The organism is Polaromonas sp. (assembly GCF_035638815.1).
GTDB lineage: Bacteria > Pseudomonadota > Gammaproteobacteria > Burkholderiales > Burkholderiaceae_C > Polaromonas.
This window is the reverse complement of the sequence record NZ_DASQZG010000001.1, coordinates 1-15,649: the sequence shown is the minus strand read 5'-3', so window position 1 is coordinate 15,649 and position 15,649 is coordinate 1. Positions and strand designations below refer to the sequence as shown.

At 60.2% G+C, this 15,649-nt stretch carries 19 protein-coding genes; 5 read left to right on the top strand and 14 right to left on the bottom strand.

The genetic code is table 11. The features are described 5' to 3' along the window. The first annotated feature begins 69 nt into the window (after window positions 1-69). The gene (locus VE934_RS00095; protein WP_324883067.1) at window positions 70-960 is read left to right on the top strand and encodes a LysR family transcriptional regulator; all 891 of its coding nucleotides are present in this window, start codon (window positions 70-72) and stop codon (window positions 958-960) included. A 14-nt stretch (window positions 961-974) separates the two neighbouring features. After that, window positions 975-2,348: a glutathione-disulfide reductase gene (gorA, locus tag VE934_RS00090; protein ID WP_324883065.1), complete on the top strand. Its 1,374-nt coding sequence runs from the start codon at window positions 975-977 to the stop codon at window positions 2,346-2,348. A 9-nt stretch (window positions 2,349-2,357) separates the two neighbouring features. Here the strand turns inward: gorA and VE934_RS00085 are convergent, their stop codons facing one another. The 10 genes from VE934_RS00085 to phnG form a co-directional block, all read right to left on the bottom strand. Next, window positions 2,358-3,359 (bottom strand): FHA domain-containing protein, encoded by a 1,002-nt coding sequence (locus VE934_RS00085; RefSeq protein WP_324883063.1) that lies wholly within the window; start codon window positions 3,357-3,359, stop codon window positions 2,358-2,360. Beyond that, complete coding sequence (locus VE934_RS00080) at window positions 3,356-4,108, bottom strand: S1C family serine protease (RefSeq protein WP_324883061.1); 753 nt, start codon at window positions 4,106-4,108, stop codon at window positions 3,356-3,358. The genes VE934_RS00085 and VE934_RS00080 overlap by 4 nt, the downstream gene beginning before the upstream one ends. Window positions 4,109-4,153: 45 nt before the next feature. Further along, on the bottom strand, window positions 4,154-4,729 hold the full coding sequence (locus VE934_RS00075; protein WP_324883059.1) for a serine protease: 576 nt from the start codon (window positions 4,727-4,729) through the stop codon (window positions 4,154-4,156). Between the two features lie 79 nt (window positions 4,730-4,808). Next, window positions 4,809-5,948 (bottom strand): alpha-D-ribose 1-methylphosphonate 5-triphosphate diphosphatase, encoded by a 1,140-nt coding sequence (locus VE934_RS00070; protein ID WP_324883057.1) that lies wholly within the window; start codon window positions 5,946-5,948, stop codon window positions 4,809-4,811. A 21-nt stretch (window positions 5,949-5,969) separates the two neighbouring features. Further along, the gene (gene phnL / locus VE934_RS00065; RefSeq protein WP_324883055.1) at window positions 5,970-6,659 is read right to left on the bottom strand and encodes a phosphonate C-P lyase system protein PhnL; all 690 of its coding nucleotides are present in this window, start codon (window positions 6,657-6,659) and stop codon (window positions 5,970-5,972) included. 36 nt (window positions 6,660-6,695) lie between these two features. After that, window positions 6,696-7,475, bottom strand: coding sequence for a phosphonate C-P lyase system protein PhnK (gene phnK, locus VE934_RS00060; protein WP_414693785.1), 780 nt, complete (start codon window positions 7,473-7,475; stop codon window positions 6,696-6,698). Between the two features lie 44 nt (window positions 7,476-7,519). Then, entirely contained in the window at window positions 7,520-8,419 is a 900-nt protein-coding gene (locus VE934_RS00055; RefSeq protein WP_324883052.1) for an alpha-D-ribose 1-methylphosphonate 5-phosphate C-P-lyase PhnJ, read from the bottom strand. Continuing rightward, entirely contained in the window at window positions 8,416-9,564 is a 1,149-nt protein-coding gene (locus VE934_RS00050) for a carbon-phosphorus lyase complex subunit PhnI (RefSeq protein ID WP_324883050.1), read from the bottom strand. The genes VE934_RS00055 and VE934_RS00050 overlap by 4 nt, the downstream gene beginning before the upstream one ends. A gap of 1 nt (window position 9,565) precedes the next feature. Continuing rightward, on the bottom strand, window positions 9,566-10,165 hold the full coding sequence (gene phnH, locus VE934_RS00045) for a phosphonate C-P lyase system protein PhnH (protein ID WP_324883048.1): 600 nt from the start codon (window positions 10,163-10,165) through the stop codon (window positions 9,566-9,568). Next, window positions 10,162-10,626, bottom strand: a complete 465-nt coding sequence (gene phnG, locus VE934_RS00040; RefSeq protein WP_324883046.1) for a phosphonate C-P lyase system protein PhnG — start codon at window positions 10,624-10,626, stop codon at window positions 10,162-10,164. Before phnG ends, phnH begins: the two co-directional genes overlap by 4 nt. Window positions 10,627-10,727: 101 nt before the next feature. Here phnG and phnF point away from each other — a divergent pair, with 101 nt between their 5' ends. From phnF to phnN, 3 genes are read left to right on the top strand one after another with little or no spacing between them, the layout of a single operon-like run. Beyond that, window positions 10,728-11,486: a phosphonate metabolism transcriptional regulator PhnF gene (phnF, locus tag VE934_RS00035; protein WP_324883044.1), complete on the top strand. Its 759-nt coding sequence runs from the start codon at window positions 10,728-10,730 to the stop codon at window positions 11,484-11,486. Continuing rightward, the gene (locus VE934_RS00030) at window positions 11,483-12,193 is read left to right on the top strand and encodes a DUF1045 domain-containing protein (protein WP_324883042.1); all 711 of its coding nucleotides are present in this window, start codon (window positions 11,483-11,485) and stop codon (window positions 12,191-12,193) included. Before phnF ends, VE934_RS00030 begins: the two co-directional genes overlap by 4 nt. Before the next feature lie 43 nt (window positions 12,194-12,236). Next, complete coding sequence (phnN, locus tag VE934_RS00025) at window positions 12,237-12,779, top strand: phosphonate metabolism protein/1,5-bisphosphokinase (PRPP-forming) PhnN (RefSeq protein ID WP_324883040.1); 543 nt, start codon at window positions 12,237-12,239, stop codon at window positions 12,777-12,779. 4 nt (window positions 12,780-12,783) lie between these two features. Here phnN and VE934_RS00020 read toward each other — a convergent pair whose 3' ends face one another. From VE934_RS00020 to VE934_RS00005, 4 genes are all read right to left on the bottom strand, one after another. Further along, the gene (locus VE934_RS00020; RefSeq protein WP_324883038.1) at window positions 12,784-13,362 is read right to left on the bottom strand and encodes a phosphonate degradation HD-domain oxygenase; all 579 of its coding nucleotides are present in this window, start codon (window positions 13,360-13,362) and stop codon (window positions 12,784-12,786) included. Window positions 13,363-13,370: 8 nt separating this feature from the next. Further along, window positions 13,371-14,102 carry a phosphonate ABC transporter, permease protein PhnE gene (gene phnE / locus VE934_RS00015; RefSeq protein ID WP_324883122.1) on the bottom strand — a complete coding sequence of 244 codons (732 nt, stop codon included), beginning with the start codon at window positions 14,100-14,102 and terminating at the stop codon, window positions 13,371-13,373. Window positions 14,103-14,187: 85 nt separating this feature from the next. Continuing rightward, complete coding sequence (gene phnD, locus VE934_RS00010; protein ID WP_324883036.1) at window positions 14,188-15,153, bottom strand: phosphonate ABC transporter substrate-binding protein; 966 nt, start codon at window positions 15,151-15,153, stop codon at window positions 14,188-14,190. 49 nt (window positions 15,154-15,202) lie between these two features. After that, on the bottom strand, window positions 15,203-15,649 hold a 447-nt coding region (locus VE934_RS00005; RefSeq protein WP_324883034.1), incomplete at its 5' end, for an ATP-binding cassette domain-containing protein.

Sequence of the window (15,649 nt, the reverse complement as noted above, 5' to 3'; positions counted from 1 at the left end):
GCATTTCAATAAATGGACTTATCCGTATTTGTCTCATCCACAAATCGGATTAATGATCTACCATGGCGTATGGACAAGCTCAAGGCCATGCAGGCCTTCATTCATATCGCAGAACAAGGCAGTCTCACCTCTGCGGCGCGGGTCATGGAGTCGTCCCTCCCAGCAATGGTGCGCACGCTGGCAGCTCTTGAAGCGGAGCTGGGTGTGCGCCTGTTTAACCGCACAACACGGCGCATTTCACTCACCGATGAAGGCCGACGCCACCTTGAAAGCTGCCGTCAGGTGCTGACGGCTCTCGACGAGGCTGAAGCAGCGCTGACCGCAGAGGCCGATGAACCGGCTGGCCACCTGACGATTACTGCGCCTATGTTGTTCGGCCAGATGCATGTGGCCCCCGCTGTTGCCCGTTTTGTGCAGCGGTATGACAAGATGCGCTGCAGCGTGATGCTGGTGGACCGCGTGGTCAATCTGCTGGAAGAAGGTATTGATGTCGGCATACGCATCGGCTCGCTACAGGACTCCAGCCTTGTCGCCAGGCAGGTGGGCCATATTCAGCGCGTGGTGGTGGCCAGCCCCGCCTACCTCAAGCGTCATGGCATCCCAAAGCACCCCAAAGACCTGCTCAAAGCCAACTGCGTGCGGGTTACGGACCATACCCCCACATGGGGTCCGTTCAATGACCAGGGGCGCCAGCTGCGCCTGACGGTCAGTGGTAATCTTGAATTCAACCAGAACGGACCAGCCATTGCGGCGTGTGTCGCAGATGCGGGCTTTGGCATGTTTCTGTCGTACCAGGTGGCCCCCTACCTGAAGAGCAAGCAATTGCGCACCGTGCTCGCGGGTTTTCAGCCAGCGCCCCGTCCGATCCATGTGATCTATCCGCACGCCCGACTGCTTCCGATGCGAACCCGGGCCTTTATTGAGTGGATGAAAAATGAGCTGAAGGAATTTCAGTCCTGAAGGGAAAAGAAGGCATGCAAAATTTTGACTTTGACCTGTTTGTCATCGGTGGCGGCAGCGGCGGTGTGCGCGCCGCCCGCATGGCGGCGCAGCGGGGAGCGCGCGTCGGCCTTGCAGAAGCGGCAGCGATGGGCGGCACCTGCGTCAACGTGGGCTGCATTCCCAAAAAACTTTACAGCTACGCTGCGCATTATGCTGACGCCTTTGAAGAGTCGCGCGGTTTTGGCTGGGTGGGCGAGGCACCGGTGCTGGACTGGGAAATGCTCAAAACAAACCGCGCGCGTGAAATAACGCGTCTCAACGGCATCTACAACCAGTTGCTGACAGGTGCGGGCGTCAAGATCATCACCAGCTGGGCCACGCTGCAAGATGCCCACACCGTGCAGATGGATCAGCAGATCTTCACCGCCAAAACCATTCTGATCGCTACCGGCGGCACCCCCACCGTGCCCGCGGTAACCGGCCGCGAACACGTGGTGACGTCGGACCAGATGTTTGACTTGAAGCCATTTCCGAAACGACTGCTCGTGGTCGGCGGCGGCTACATCGCCTGCGAGTTCGCGTCCATCTTCAATGGCCTGGGTGCCCATGTTACGCTGGTGCATCGAGGCGAGAAGGTGTTGACCGGTTTCGACGACGACGTGCGCAGCTTCATCGCCACGGAAATGGGCAAGACCGGAGTCAATCTCCAGTTAAACAGTGAGATTGCGTCAATTGCCAAAACGGCAGCCGGTCTGCAGGTCGATGTGAAAGACCGATCCGGTAACATCACCCGCGTTCTGGCAGACACCGTGCTCTACGCTACCGGCCGTGTGCCCAACACAAATGGCCTGGGTCTGGAGACAGCCGGTGTCGTGCTCAACGACAAAGGCGCGGTACAGGTCAACGGCCACTACCAGACTTCCCTGCCATCGGTCTATGCCATCGGAGATGTCACTGCCCGTCTGCAACTGACACCCGTGGCGCTGGGAGAAGCCATGGTGGTGGTGGATCACCTGTTGGGCGCAGTTACGGGCAGGAAGCCGCGCAGCATGAGTTATGACTTTGTTCCCACTGCGGTCTTTACCCATCCCAACATCGGCACGGTGGGTTACTCCGAAGCACAGGCGCGCCAGAAGTTTGGCAAGGTCAGCGTGTTTCGCAGCGACTTCAAGGCGCTGAAGCACACTTTGAGCGGCAGCCCGGAACGCACACTGATGAAGCTGCTGGTCGATGACGCGACAGACCGTGTAGTCGGTCTGCACATGGTCGGCCCGGACGCTGGGGAAATTGTTCAGGGTTTTGCCGTGGCCATGAAAGCTGGTGCAACCAAGGCGGTCTTTGACAGCACCATCGGCATACACCCGACGGCCGCTGAGGAGTTTGTCACCATGCGGGAACCGGTCTAACGCAGGGCCTTATTCCGTATCGCTACTGTCGTCCGGGTCGCTGCCGTCGGGTTCACGGTCCTTCAGACGCTTGTCGAGGCGATCACGGATGTCGCCCGCCTCCTCGAGGAACGTGGAAACAGGCACGGCCGGAGCCACCCGCCACGACGGTGGGTAAAGCGCTGACATGTACAACTTGCCAGACAGCCGTTTGTTCTGCAGCCAGTTGGTCCCCAGCATTGCCACGACCCCCAGCAGTGCAAGGCCGGCAACCAGCCCGGCCAGACTACGACGCCGCTGCACCACGATCACGGTGAGGTGAACATAAATTCCGACGGCCGCTCCCAGCAAACTCAGTTGGGTATCAAACCTCGCCAGACTCTCCAGCGAAAACATGAAACCCAGCACACTCGCGACAGTGACGACCGCCTGCACCGCCAATGAACTGACACAGGCAATACGCACATGGCGCCAGAACTGCAGGCGCCCGGTGAAAAGCTTTGTCGCCAGTGCCCACAAGCCTGCCCATGCAGCCACGGAAACTGCCACAACCGCCAATAAGCCGGGCAAACGCCGCGCCAGCTGGGAAGGTTCACTGAGGGTTAGCCACGACTGGCCCAAAACCAGGGCAAACAGGCCGGCCAGCGCCAGGACTGTCCACCCAATCATCAGCCAGGGGAAGTGAGGGAGCGGCTCCTCAGCAGCCACCGGTTCATGCGCCAGACGCAGCCCCAGCCGGAGGCGACCCAGGGTCAAGACTTGGCCGGATGGCCAGACGAATTGCGCATCCTGCGCATATTGACTGCGGTTCAAGGCCACGCCGTTGTTGCTACCCAGCACCTGCACCGTGATGTCGCCCTCGGCCGTCTGATCTACGCGAAGATGTTCGGCAGCCACATGGCTGTCATCGAGAACCAGGTCAGCGGTCAGGGCACGGCCCACGGTGACAGGCCAGTGGGTCACATCCAGCCGTGCCACAAAAGCGCCGTTGCGATCGGTGGCATGCAGAACACCCAACAGCGGCGCGGTCATGGCTGCACCTCCCACCTGAAACCATCCAGGTAGTGCGCCACCAGCTTGAGCCCGTTCTCAAAACTGACACCCTGCACATCCATGCGTCCCTGTACACCGCTGGCGGGCTGGTTGACCGACATGGTGAGCACCGAAACATCGTAAAGACCGGGTAGCTTGCGATACGCGCTCATGCACACCACGGCGCGCATGGCCATGCCACCGGTTTCGATGAAACGCTCCGAGCACTCAGCCGGCGTTGCCTTGCGCGAGCCCCGCGTCGCGAAATATTCATTGCTGAAGCTTTGCGAATACATCGCCGCAAAGCGAAGCGATCCCAACTTGCGGGCGTCATAGGATTCATAACGCAAGCGGATGTAGCCGGTATTAAAGTCACCGGCGAACACATGGCTGTCGATTTGACAATCGGTACGCTCCAGATCGAAGGCCTTGAAGTCCGGATCGCGCCCCCGTCCCCAGCATCGTGCCAGCGAGTCCTCCGGGACCGGCACGCTGTAACCGCCATGCTTTTGCTGGGTGAGCGGCACCGCCATGAACTTTTGCGTCAGCAAAGCCTGGTGTTCGCCCAGCTGCCGGGCTACCTCAGCATGGGTAGGCTGCGTAAGAGGTTTTGCCGAGCCGGCTCTAACCATCAACGCTTTGGCGAAGGCCGAAGGGATGAGAAAACTCAGCAACTCCCCACCCTGCCGCTTGGAGACGTTGATTCCGATCACCTGACCTGAATCATCCAGGGCCGGGCCACCGCTCATGCCGGGGTTGAGTGCACCGCCAAAGAAAATACGGGGGTAAAAACTTCACTGCACCAACCCGTTGAAGGTGCCCTCGGTTACCGCAAAACCAATGTCCAGTGGATTGCCCAGTGAGTAAATCCTCTCCCCGCGCGCCAGTGGTTTTGCCTCATCGCGAAAATCCAGCTGCGGCATGTTCACGGCTGGTGCTTTGACCCGCAGCAAAGCCAGGTCGTTGCGCACATCAAATGCCAGTAGCTCGACTTCGGCTTCCTTGCCATCGACCGGAACATACACACCGCGATAGCGTTCGGGCTCCAGGGCAAGCTGGCTCGCCACGTGGAAGTTGGTGATGATGAGACCGTCTTTGGAAACAAAAAACCCCGACCCCAGACTGGCCTGTGTATTGGAGTTGCGCAGCAAGGTGCGGATCTGCACCAGCTTGTCGCGGGTTGTTTCGTAGGCGCGCTGGGCATCCCGCGAAATCTGGACCGGCGCCACGGCGCTGCCAGCTTTGGGAGCCTGGGTCTGCGCCTGGGCAGGGGGCGCGGACACCATACCCCATACACCCAGCACCCCGGAAATTCCAAGAACGATCTTGCGTGCGAGACGCTGGCGTTCCACCTTATTGTGATACTTCATCAGCGGATTCTAGGGGAGGGTCATGACCCTGAGCATGGACCTGGCAACACGCCCATGCTCGCCCCTCATGAGGGCACTGTTAGAAAGCGCGCTCGCCTTTATGCCAGGCACCGCGAACGATGGGCATGTCACCACTCATCCGCACGCGGATCACATCAGCCCGCAAACCCGGCGCGAGTTCTCCACGGTCGGTCAGCCCGATGGCATGTGCCGGGTTGCGGGTGACGGTGTTCACGGCTTTTGGCAGAGTCCAGCCTACGGAATCACGCAGCAAAAAAGCGGACTGCAACAGGCTGGCTGGCACGTAGTCTGACGAAAAAATGTCCAGCAGATCAAGTCGCGCCAGCTCGGCAGCAGAGACGTTGCCCGAATGCGAGCCGCCCTTGACCAGATTGGGACCACCCATGACGATGCCAATACCCGCCGCGCGTGCGGCTTTGGCCGCTGCAACCGTGGTGGGAAATTCCGAAATGCCAATGCGCTCCTCATGCGCCTGCTCCACGTGTTCAACTTCTGTGTCGTCGTGGCTCGCCAGCGGCAGGCTGCGCGCATGGCTGGCGGCAATGATGGCTGCGCGGTTGGGGATGGCGTACTTGAGCTGATGCTCCCTGCGCTCCGCCACCAAGGCCTCGTATTCGTTGTCCCGAAAATTCCCATTTCGCTCGGCGTAGAGACGGTACTTGGTCAGGTCCCGCCACTGCCGCTGACCGGGCGTGTGGTCCATCACGCTGACCAGTTCGAGCAGCGAGTCATCCGCATACTGCTCAAACACTTCCACAATGTCCGGCGCGGAGACCTCGCAACGCAAGTGGAGCAGATGCTCAACGCGAAGCAGTTCCTCTGCCCGGCACTCATGGAGCGCCTGAATGGACATATGCTGGGTCTGACTGCGTGAACCGCCCTGATCCATATCGCCAATAACAATGGAATCCAGCACCGTTGTAATGCCCGCGGCTGCGCACAGGGCGTCATGCATGACCGTGGCGGAATGGGCATTCCACAGCACCCCCGGGCGCGGGACCAGGTGCTTTTCGAGATTGTCGGTGTGCAGCTCTACCAGGCCGGGAAGCAGCCAATCGCCGGCCCAGTCCTCGGCGGATGCCACCGATGTGTCTCCACGCTCAATGGAGCGGATCAGGCCATCCTCGATCACCATGCATCCGGTGAACTCTTCAGTAGCGGTAACTATTTTTGCGTTTTTGATAACTCGTTGCGTCATGACCCGTTCATCCCAAAAAAACTAGCGATATTGCTCAACGTCGAAGCACCGGCTGGCCACCGCCTCACGTACTTCGTCGTCATGAAAAATGCCCACGATGGCGGCCCCGCGTTCTCGCGCCAAATGAATCAGCTCCACCACAACACGGCGGTTGTCCGCATCCAGTGAGGCTGTGGGCTCGTCGAGCAGCAGCACGGGCTGCGCCGCAATCAGGCCGTGCGCAATATTGACACGTTGCTGTTCGCCTCCGGAAAAAGTTGCGGGCGGCAAATGCCAGAGACGCTCATGCAGGTTCAGGCGCGTCAGCCACAGGCCAGCCTCGTGACGCGCAGCCTCGGCAGCCATGCCCAGACGCCTTAACGGCTCCGCCACAATGTCCAGCGTGGACACCCGTGGGATGACACGCAGAAATTGCGACACATAGCCCAGCGTGCGCCGCCGCACTTCCAGCACCTCGCGTGGCGCAGCGGCCGACAAGCTGACCCAACGGTCTTCATGGCGGATGCGTACCTCGCCCTCCGTAGCACCGTAGTTGCCATACAAACAGCGCAACAGCGAACTCTTGCCGCTGCCGGAGTGCCCCGTCAATGCCAGGCATTCGCCGGGGCGAACACTCAGTTCAATGCCCGAAAACACGGGCAGCGTGAGACCACCGCGCCCATGTAGCGTGAACGATTTTGATAAATCCCTGGTTTCGAGAAGTGCAATCATAAAAAGTACCGTAAAAATTCGGGAATGAGCAACAGGTCAGGGTGTCAGCACCGATGACACCAGCAACTGGGTATAAGGGTGTTGCGGATCGTCGAGCACGCGGTCAGTCAGGCCCTGCTCTACCACCACACCTTCCTTCATGACCAGAATGCGGTGTGCCAGCAGTCGCGCTACGGCGAGATCGTGGGTCACGATGACGGCCGCAAGATGCAATTGATCAACCAGCTCCCGCAACAGATCCAGCAAGCGCGCCTGAACGGAAACGTCCAGACCGGTGGTGGGCTCGTCCATGAAAACCAGGCGCGGATGCGTCACCAGGTTGCGCGCAATCTGCAGGCGTTGCTGCATGCCACCTGAATAGGTGTCGGGAAGGTCGTCGATCCGCGCCACATCAAGTTCGACGCGCTCCATCCAGCTCAAGGCCTGGCCACGCAACTTGCCATAGTGCCGCCCACCCAAAGCCATCATGCGCTCGCCAATATTGGCGCCGCCAGAAACATTCATGCGCAGGCCGTCGCGCGCATGCTGCTCCACATAACCCCAATCCGTGCGGGCCAGCCAGCGCAGGCGCGCCTGTGACAGCTGGGCCAGGTCAACCAGCCGCGAAGCACTGCCTGCGGACGATTGCGCAGACACCCCACCTTCGTCCCGCACATCGTAAAAAACCGAGCCCTCATCACAGGCCAGACGCGCGGCGAGCAATCGGAGCAAGGTCGACTTGCCCGAGCCGGACTCACCCACCACCGCCAGCACTTCGCCGGGGTAAAGATCAAAATTGACATCGCGGCAAGCCCAGCGCATGCGGCTGCCCGACATGAATTGTTTGCCCGCACCGCGTACGGACAACAGCAGATCGTCGTTCATGCTGCTTTCTCCTCGGTGGCAAGCACATCCGGCATCCTGACCGACTGTTGGGTACCCACGTGGCCCGCATCGCGGCGTTCGCCACAAAAATCGCTGTCCGAACAAACAAACAGGCGGCTGCCTTCGTCGTCCACAATCATCTCGTCCAGAAAGCTGTCTGCGGCTCCGCACAAGGCGCAGGCATGCTCCCAGCTCTGCACTTCAAACGGATGGTCTTCAAAGTCGAGGCTGCGCACAGCGGTGTAGGGCGGGATTGCATAAATGCGCTTCTCGCGACCCGCTCCAAACAGTTGCAAGGCCGGGTTCATGTGCATCTTCGGGTTGTCAAACTTTGGTATCGGCGACGGTGAGGTGAGGTAACGCTCATTAACCAGCACCGGATAGTCGTAAGTTTTGGAAATCGCGCCAAGCTGGGCAATGTCCTCGTAAAGCTTGACGTTCATGAGCCCGTACTCAGCCAGCGCATGCATGGTGATGGTTTCCATCCTGCGTGGCTCCAGCCGGAACAAGGGCTCGGGCATGGGCACCTGGTAAACGATGATCTGCGCCTCGGACAGCGCCGTTTCCGGAATGCGGTGTCGGGTCTGGATGATGGTTGCTTCTGTAGTTTTTTCGGTGGTCGGCACACCGGTGGTCCGGGCAAAAAAACGGCGGATATTCACCGCATTCGTCGTGTCATCGGCGCCCTGATCAATCACCTTGAGAACATCGTCACGCCCGATGATGCTGGCCGTGACCTGCACACCGCCCGTTCCCCAGCCGTAGGCAAAGGGCATCTCGCGTGAACCAAACGGTACCTGGTAACCCGGTATCGCCACCGCCTTGAGCATGGCGCGGCGAATCATTTTTTTCGTTCGCTCGTCAAGAAATCCGAAGTTGTAATGCTGGTCCATCATGCTGCTTTCTGTATGGTCGACAGGGCTGTCAGATCAGCCTGCAGGCCGTCCCGGTCCGCCTCTTTTTCACGCGCGTGCGCGGCGCGCAACTTGCGCACCAGTTCCAGTTCGGACTGGAAATCCACGTAGTGCGGCAATTTGAGGTGCTGCACAAAGCCCGATGCCTCCAGGCTGTCGGCGTGCGAGAGCACAAATTCTTCATCCTGGGCAGGCGCCACGGCGGGCTCGTCAAGTTCGCGGCACCGCAGGGCACGATCCACCAGCGCCATCGCCATGCTCTTGCGTTCGGACCCTCCAAAGGCCAGGCCGTAGCCCTGGGTGAACTGCGGAGCCACGTCGCGGTTGCCGGCAAACTGGTTGATCATCTGGCACTCGGTGACTTCTACGTCACCGATGTCTATGGGAAAGCCCAGCTCATCAGCCACTATTTCTACGGACACCTTGCCCCGGCGAATTTCCCCGGCAAACGGGTGCGAGTTGGCGTAACCGCGCTGGGTGGAGTAGCCGAGTGCCAGCAGCCAGCCTTCGTCACCACGTGCCAGCGCCTGCAGGCGCAGCGGCCGCTCTGCGGGAAACATCAATGGGTCGCGCGTGAGATCGCCTGGTTCTGTATCGCCAGAGGGACGCGGCGTCTCCATCAGACCTTCACGGGCCATCAGGTCATTGACGCGAGGCATAGTGGCCGGCAGAGGCGGTGGCAACTCCGTCGTTGCAGCGCTTTCTGACGGTGTTCCGCCTTCTGCCAACAAGGCAAAGTCCAGCAGGCGCTGGGTGTAGTCATACGTGGGGCCAAGAACCTGGCCGCCCGGCACGTCCTTGAAAGTGGCCGAGACCCGGCGGACGAGTTGCATCTGCGCGGTATCCATGGGAAGGCTGTAGCCAAAACGCGGCAAGGTGGTGCGGTAGGCACGCAGCAAAAAAATGGCTTCAACCAGATCGCCGCTGGCTTGCTTGATGGCGAGTGCCGCAAGTTCCGGGTCGTACAGCGAGCCTTCCGACATGACCCGGTCCACCGCCAGTGGCAACTGCTCACGAATCTGGGTCACGGACAACTCCGGCACCGACGTATCGCCGCGGCGCTGCTCGGCCAGCAAACGCCACGAACTCTCGATGGCGGCAGCGCCGCCCTTGACTGCTACATACATGTCAAACTCCTTCCAGGCGCCGCACGCGCGTCGTGCGTGGCAAGCCAACAGCCTGATCCGCGCAGGTAAAAACAATGTCCACTCCCTGGGGGAAGGAGCCGTGGTTGGTCTGCCATTGCGCCCAGAAGTCGTCCGGCAATCCCGCGATGCGGACCGTCTGTGTATCGCGGATGCCCGGACCGCGCCACTCAACGGCAGGGCCCTCATCCAGCGACGTCACTTCAACAAACAAGGTGGCCGAGTCTTCGGGTGACTCCAGTGAGCCTGGGGCAAATGCGTGGAGCGCCGGCATGGTGGATGCGTCAGCGATCACCGCAAAAGCGGCTGCTTCCGGCGTCGTGGCCAGCGGCGCACTGGTGTGAAAACGCAACCATCCCAGGGCAGCCTCATCGCTACGTTGCCACCAGACCGGGGTGTCATCATCCGTCAATGCCAACAGCAGATGCGCAGTGGCTGCGCCCATCGCCTGTCCCTTGACCGACTGACCCAGGGCGAAAGGTCGGCCCGGGCGCGACAACGCATCAAGAACACGCCGGAACGCGTCTTGTGCGTCATGCACCGGGTCTGCGAAACCGGCACTCAGTTGAATAGCGGTTGTCATATTTTTCCTCTCACCATGGTGAAAAATTCGACTTTGGAGGCTGCCGCCGAGCGACTGGCCGCGTCCCGCTGCGCGAGCTGACGCTCTGCGAGAGGAGCAACCACCGTCCGCTGGATATGCGCATGCCGGTCACCGTCCTGCAGCAGGGCATCAAAAATCGCGACGAGCTCCGCCTTGCGCTTGTCACGGCCCAGCGCGTAGCCAACGCCCAGCGCACCAGAGCCCACGCGCAATGCGCAGCGTGTGACACTGGCTTCCCCGAGGTTGAATGCATCACCTGTGCCGCCTACGCGTCCTCGCAACATGACCATGCCCGACTCGGCAGGTCTCACATGCTCGAGAGGGCCCGTGCTGCCCACAGATGCAAGGGCTTGTTCCAGCTCAGGTGGGGTAGCACGCGCAAGCACCCCCAGCCACCGTTTGCGCGGCAAGCTTTCGGATTCGTTCGGTTGAGTTGTCATACAGATGTCTAAATCAGTTGCTAAAGTCAAAAACGTCGAGGCAAACTTTTTGAAGCCCCGGCTCCACAAACGCTAGTTCAACCGGGCAACATGACCAAATGATGACAAGCGAACGCTCTCTCTCAAGTGCTCCAGGCAGGCGAAGCGGCGTTGCCGTATGGAAGCAGATTGCCGACACCCTCAGTCGTGAAATTCGCGATCGGGCCTTCACCGCAACCGGACGCCTCCCCAGCGAAAACGAGCTGTCCACGCGCTTTGGCGTCAATCGTCACACGCTGCGTCAGGCAGTCGCGGCCCTGCAGGTAGATGGCCTGGTGCGGATTGAACCTGGCCGTGGCACGTTTATCCAGAACGAATTGCTTGACTACGTTTTATCGCGACGCACCCGCTTTAGCGAAAACCTGCAGCGCCAGGGCCTGCTGCCCAGCAAACAGCTGCTGACAGCCCGCGAGATGGTGGCCCCGGAACGGGCGGCAGATGAACTTAAACTCCCCCGTGGCGCGAAGGTTCTCATGGTGGAGATGCTGGATGAAGCCAATGAGCAGCCCGTGGCTTTGGCTACCGCTTACTACCCGGCCGCTCGCTTTGCCGGACTGCTGGAGATGCTCAATGAAGGCACACGGACAACTGAAATCCTGCGGCATTTTGGCGTGCAGGACTATGTCCGGGCGGAGAGCCGTGTCACCACACAAATGCCATCGGAAGAAACTGCCCGCCTTTTGAAACAACCCACGACCCGGCCGGTTCTCTGTGTGGAATGTCTGGATATCGACATGGAAGGTCAGGCCATCAAGTACGGTGAAACTGTCTTCTGCGGTGACCGGGTGCAACTGGTGGTCAGCGCCGGGAGCGCTACATGAACAACCTGCTCGTGACCCCTCGTTACGCCGTTTACTTTTCCCCTGACAAACTCTCCCCCTGGTGGGCTTTGGGCAGCCACTGGCTGGGCCGCGACGAACACAATGACGCGCCCTTGCAGCAACCAGCACTTGAAGGCATCTCGGCCGCCGAGCTTTACAACATCACCCAGGAGCCCCGGCACTACGGATTTCACGCTACGCTGAAAGCACCCTTCCGCCTCGCCGCCGGGCAGGATGAAGCCGGCCTCATCTCCCGCCTTGGCACGCTGGCCTCCCGACTGCGTCCGGTCCCGCTGGGGCCGCTGCGCGCAGCCACATTGGGTAATTTTGTTGCGCTGGTTCCCGAGGCTTCCCCGGACCGGCTTCTGGATTTGGCGGCTGCCTGCGTGACAGAGCTTGACGACCTGCGTGCTGAGCCTGTGCCGTCCGACCGCTTGCGCCGCCGCGTGGAGACTCTGGACGCGCGCGAGATTGAGTTGCTGGACCGCTACGGCTATCCCTACGTGATGGAGCGCTACCGCTTCCACATGACGCTTACCGGGCCGGTGGAGCAGTCTGTTGCCGCTCGCGTGACAGACGCCGTGGCTTCGCAGGTTGCGCAACTCAACGCTACAAACCCCATGACACTGGACCGGCTCTGCCTTTTTGTGGAGCACGCACCGCAGGCGCCGTTTCAGCGCATCCTTGACTTAAGCTTGCATGCATGAACGCCTTACCTCGCCAACTACAAAAAATATGCGGGAACTGCGCATGAGCAACGGTGTCTGGGTCTTTGTCTGCGGACCGTCTGGTGCGGGGAAAGACAGCGTCATCTCCGCCGCCACGGAAATCCTTTCAGCAAACCCAAACATTGTTTTTTCCAGGCGCATGGTGACGCGTCCGGCGCAAGCCGGATCGGACCACGATCCTGTGACAGAGCAGCAATTTCGCTCGCTTCAGGAATCTGGGGGTCTCTCATGGCATTGGGAGGCGCACGGTTTTTGCTACGGCGTTGCGGCGCATTACGCGCACGATGTGAACACCGGCCGGGTGGTGGTGGTGAATGGATCGCGTGCCCATGCGGACCTCCTGCCAACTTCTACAGACGTGCGCCTGGTGCAAATCACGGCTGCGCACGAAAAGCTGCACAACCGGTTGACGCAGCGCGGCAGGGACAACGCCGGCGCGATCGCCGAAAGATTGGAACGCAATGCACGCTTTTCTACCCTGCAGGCAGACTGCGCCATCGTCAACGACGGTGCGCTGGCGGATGCCGCCCAGGATCTTGCCGACTACCTGACAGGCTTGCTGTAAGTCTTCAGGCGGCCATTGCCGCTGAAACACTGAATGGGCGCTGAACGCTGGCGCACTCCAGCAACCCCGCGTAGTGCGCCCAGTCGGGCGGCGTTGCCGTCGGGTCCTTGGCAAGGTCGTCCCAACGCCGCAGTTCTACTGCATCCGTCGCAAAAGGCTGAACGATAAACGCGGCTGCCTCATCAGCGGTGAACGGTCCACCCTGCACCTCAAGGCTGCGCTGGGACGCCGGTGAAAGCGACGCCCAGTAAGCCTTGTCTACGTGGCAGAGATAACGCTTGGCGTCCACATGCATGCGGATGGGTTCCAGCACTGCATCAGTGAAGAGCCCGCGCAAAAAGGGCATGGCCATGTACTGGTGCAAGTCATCCGCGCCAGGCTTTTTGGTCCCCATTTCCAGCGACAGCAAATGGCCCAGATCGTGCAGCAATGCTGCGGCAATCAGCTCGACAGAACTTCCGGCCCGCTCGGCCAGGTGGGCGCACTGCAGCGCATGTTGCTGCTGGTTGATGGCTTCCGCGCCATACTGCACCGCGCCCTGTGTATGAAACAGCCCGGTGATATCGGCAATTTGAAGTGCCATGACAATTCCTAGACAAGAACTTTACGGATACGCGCAGAGATCAGGTCAATGATGGTGACCGTCACCACAATGATGATCATCACCGCGCAGGTTTCAGCGTATTGAAAGCCCCGGATAATTTCCCAGAGCACGACGCCTATGCCGCCAGCTCCCACCATGCCTACCACGGAGGCTGAGCGCACGTTGGATTCAAATCGGTAGAGGGTGTATGAAATCCACAGTGGCAACACCTGTGGAATCACGCCGTAAAGGATTTCCTCGATCGCATTGGCACCGGTAGCCCTTATGCCTTCAACCGGCTGCGGATCAATGGATTCCACCGCCTCCGAGAACAGTTTGGCCAGAATTCCCGTCGTGTGGATCCAAAGCGCCAGCACACCGGCAAAAGGGCCCAGGCCGATCGCCACGATGAACAGCATGGCAAACACCATCTCATTGATAGCGCGCGCAGCGTCCATCAGCCGGCGAATTGGCTGGCGGACCCACGCGGGCGCAATGTTGGCCGACGACAGCAGCGCCAGCGGCACCGCGCAAACCACGGCGAGTGCCGTACCCCACAGCGCGATCTGCACCGTGATGATCATCTCCTGCAGGTACATCTGCCACTGGCTGAAGTTGGGAGGGAAAAAGCTGGCCGCGTACTCGGCCATGTTGCCCGAGTCGCGGATCAGATCCAGCGGACGCATGTCTGCGCCGTTCCACGACAGGGCCAGCAAAGCCAGGACCACGCCCCAGGCCATCAGGCCCAGCAGGCTGGCGCGTGGCGCCGGCGGCAATGCGGGTGGCGTCGCGATCGCCAGAGGTACAGAGGTACTCACGGGCCGCTCAGTTTTTGGTCAGCGCAGCAAGCTGGCGGTCGATCTCGGCGACCTTGGCCTGCTTTTCACCAGCGGGCAGCGAGGCATCGGCTTCAAACTTGTTGCGTTCCTTGAACAGTTCAAGCTGGCGGATCGGAATCAACTGTGCGTTGGTGGAAGCCTTGAAGCCAGACAGTTTGGAGAGATTCATCAATACCTCTTTCTCCTGAGCACCACCCTTGCCATAGTTGAAGAGAAAGTCCTTGATTTTCTGCTTGGACACCTCAGGAAGGTCCTTGCGCATCACCAAAGGGTCCAACGGAATCAACGGCGAGGTCCAGACCACGCGAATGTCCTTGAACTTCTCGGGCAGCTTGTCCTTGATCTTGTCGAGGTTTTCGCTGTTGTTGGTGGCTACATCGACCTGCTTGTTGGCAACCGCCAGTGCATTGGTCTCATGGTTGGCCCCGCGCGACACCTTGAACGCGGTCTTTGCGTCGATCTTGTTTTGCGCAAAGACGTAATAGCTGGGCACCAGAAAGCCCGAGGTAGAGTTGGGATCACCGTTACCGAACGACAGGCTCTTCGCGTTCTTCAGTACATCGTCCAGGCTCTTGAGGGGGCTGTCCTTGTGTACGATCAGGTGCGAGTAGTAGCCTTGGGTGCCATCGGCATTGACCATCTGGGCAAACACTTCGCCGCTGGCGCGGTCCACCGCTTCCATGGCTGCCTTGTTGCCGTACCAGGCCACATGCACCTTGTTGAAACGCATGCCTTCGATGATGCCGGCATAGTCAGGCGCAAAAAATGCATTGATCTTGTAGCCGGTCTTCTTGGCCATGTCGTCCAGCAGCGGCTGCCAGGAAGACTTGAGGTTCTGTGAAGACTCGGTCGAAATGATGCCGAAGTTGAGTTCCTTGATGTCCTGCGCCTGTGCGGGCGCCAGTGTGACCAGCGCCGCGGCAGCCAGTCCCGTGAACAGTTTTTTAATCATTGAAGTTCCTTGATGGGTTTGGAAAAAAGGCGAAATCTAGAAAAGTCAATCAGGCAGCCTGCGCCATCGGTGTCGGCCAGGCGAGGTGGGGAACGGGTTTGACCTTGTCTTCCAGGCTGGAGATGGCGTCGCCCAGGGACAAGATGTCGTCGGCTTCAGCGCCGTACAGGTCGCGCAGTACGGCAGGTGTCAGGCCGACCGAGGGACCGTCGTACACCACCTTGCCCTGGTGCAGCGCAATGGTGCGGGCGCAATACTTCATGGCCACATTGACCTGGTGCAGCGACACGACAACCGTGCATTTGTCTTCCCGGTTGACGCGGGCCAGGATGTCCATGACCTTGCGCGAGGATTCCGGGTCCAGCGACGCTATCGGCTCGTCCGCGAGGATTACCTTGGCACCCTGCACCATGGCGCGCGCAATCGCGGCGCGCTGTTGCTGACCGCCAGAGAGGGTAGAGGCACGCTGTGCATAACACTCGGCAATGCCGACGCG

What these genes read in the sequence shown, in the direction of transcription:
- VE934_RS00030 (WP_324883042.1), top strand. Translation starts at nt 11,483, where the DNA reads ATGAACAACCTGCTCGTGACCCCTCGTTACGCCGTTTACTTTTCCCCT.
- VE934_RS00020 (WP_324883038.1), bottom strand. Translation starts at nt 13,362, where the DNA reads ATGGCACTTCAAATTGCCGATATCACCGGGCTGTTTCATACACAGGGC.
- gorA (WP_324883065.1), top strand. Translation starts at nt 975, where the DNA reads ATGCAAAATTTTGACTTTGACCTGTTTGTCATCGGTGGCGGCAGCGGC.
- VE934_RS00085 (WP_324883063.1), bottom strand. Translation starts at nt 3,359, where the DNA reads ATGACCGCGCCGCTGTTGGGTGTTCTGCATGCCACCGATCGCAACGGC.
- VE934_RS00075 (WP_324883059.1), bottom strand. Translation starts at nt 4,729, where the DNA reads ATGAAGTATCACAATAAGGTGGAACGCCAGCGTCTCGCACGCAAGATC.
- VE934_RS00070 (WP_324883057.1), bottom strand. Translation starts at nt 5,948, where the DNA reads ATGACGCAACGAGTTATCAAAAACGCAAAAATAGTTACCGCTACTGAA.
- phnL (WP_324883055.1), bottom strand. Translation starts at nt 6,659, where the DNA reads ATGATTGCACTTCTCGAAACCAGGGATTTATCAAAATCGTTCACGCTA.
- phnG (WP_324883046.1), bottom strand. Translation starts at nt 10,626, where the DNA reads ATGACAACTCAACCGAACGAATCCGAAAGCTTGCCGCGCAAACGGTGG.
- phnK (WP_414693785.1), bottom strand. Translation starts at nt 7,475, where the DNA reads ATGTCGGGCAGCCGCATGCGCTGGGCTTGCCGCGATGTCAATTTTGAT.
- phnH (WP_324883048.1), bottom strand. Translation starts at nt 10,165, where the DNA reads ATGACAACCGCTATTCAACTGAGTGCCGGTTTCGCAGACCCGGTGCAT.
- phnD (WP_324883036.1), bottom strand. Translation starts at nt 15,153, where the DNA reads ATGATTAAAAAACTGTTCACGGGACTGGCTGCCGCGGCGCTGGTCACA.
- VE934_RS00095 (WP_324883067.1), top strand. Translation starts at nt 70, where the DNA reads ATGGACAAGCTCAAGGCCATGCAGGCCTTCATTCATATCGCAGAACAA.
- VE934_RS00055 (WP_324883052.1), bottom strand. Translation starts at nt 8,419, where the DNA reads ATGATGGACCAGCATTACAACTTCGGATTTCTTGACGAGCGAACGAAA.
- VE934_RS00050 (WP_324883050.1), bottom strand. Translation starts at nt 9,564, where the DNA reads ATGTATGTAGCAGTCAAGGGCGGCGCTGCCGCCATCGAGAGTTCGTGG.
- VE934_RS00080 (WP_324883061.1), bottom strand. Translation starts at nt 4,108, where the DNA reads ATGAGCGGTGGCCCGGCCCTGGATGATTCAGGTCAGGTGATCGGAATC.
- phnN (WP_324883040.1), top strand. Translation starts at nt 12,237, where the DNA reads ATGAGCAACGGTGTCTGGGTCTTTGTCTGCGGACCGTCTGGTGCGGGG.
- phnF (WP_324883044.1), top strand. Translation starts at nt 10,728, where the DNA reads ATGACAAGCGAACGCTCTCTCTCAAGTGCTCCAGGCAGGCGAAGCGGC.
- phnE (WP_324883122.1), bottom strand. Translation starts at nt 14,102, where the DNA reads ATGGCCTGGGGCGTGGTCCTGGCTTTGCTGGCCCTGTCGTGGAACGGC.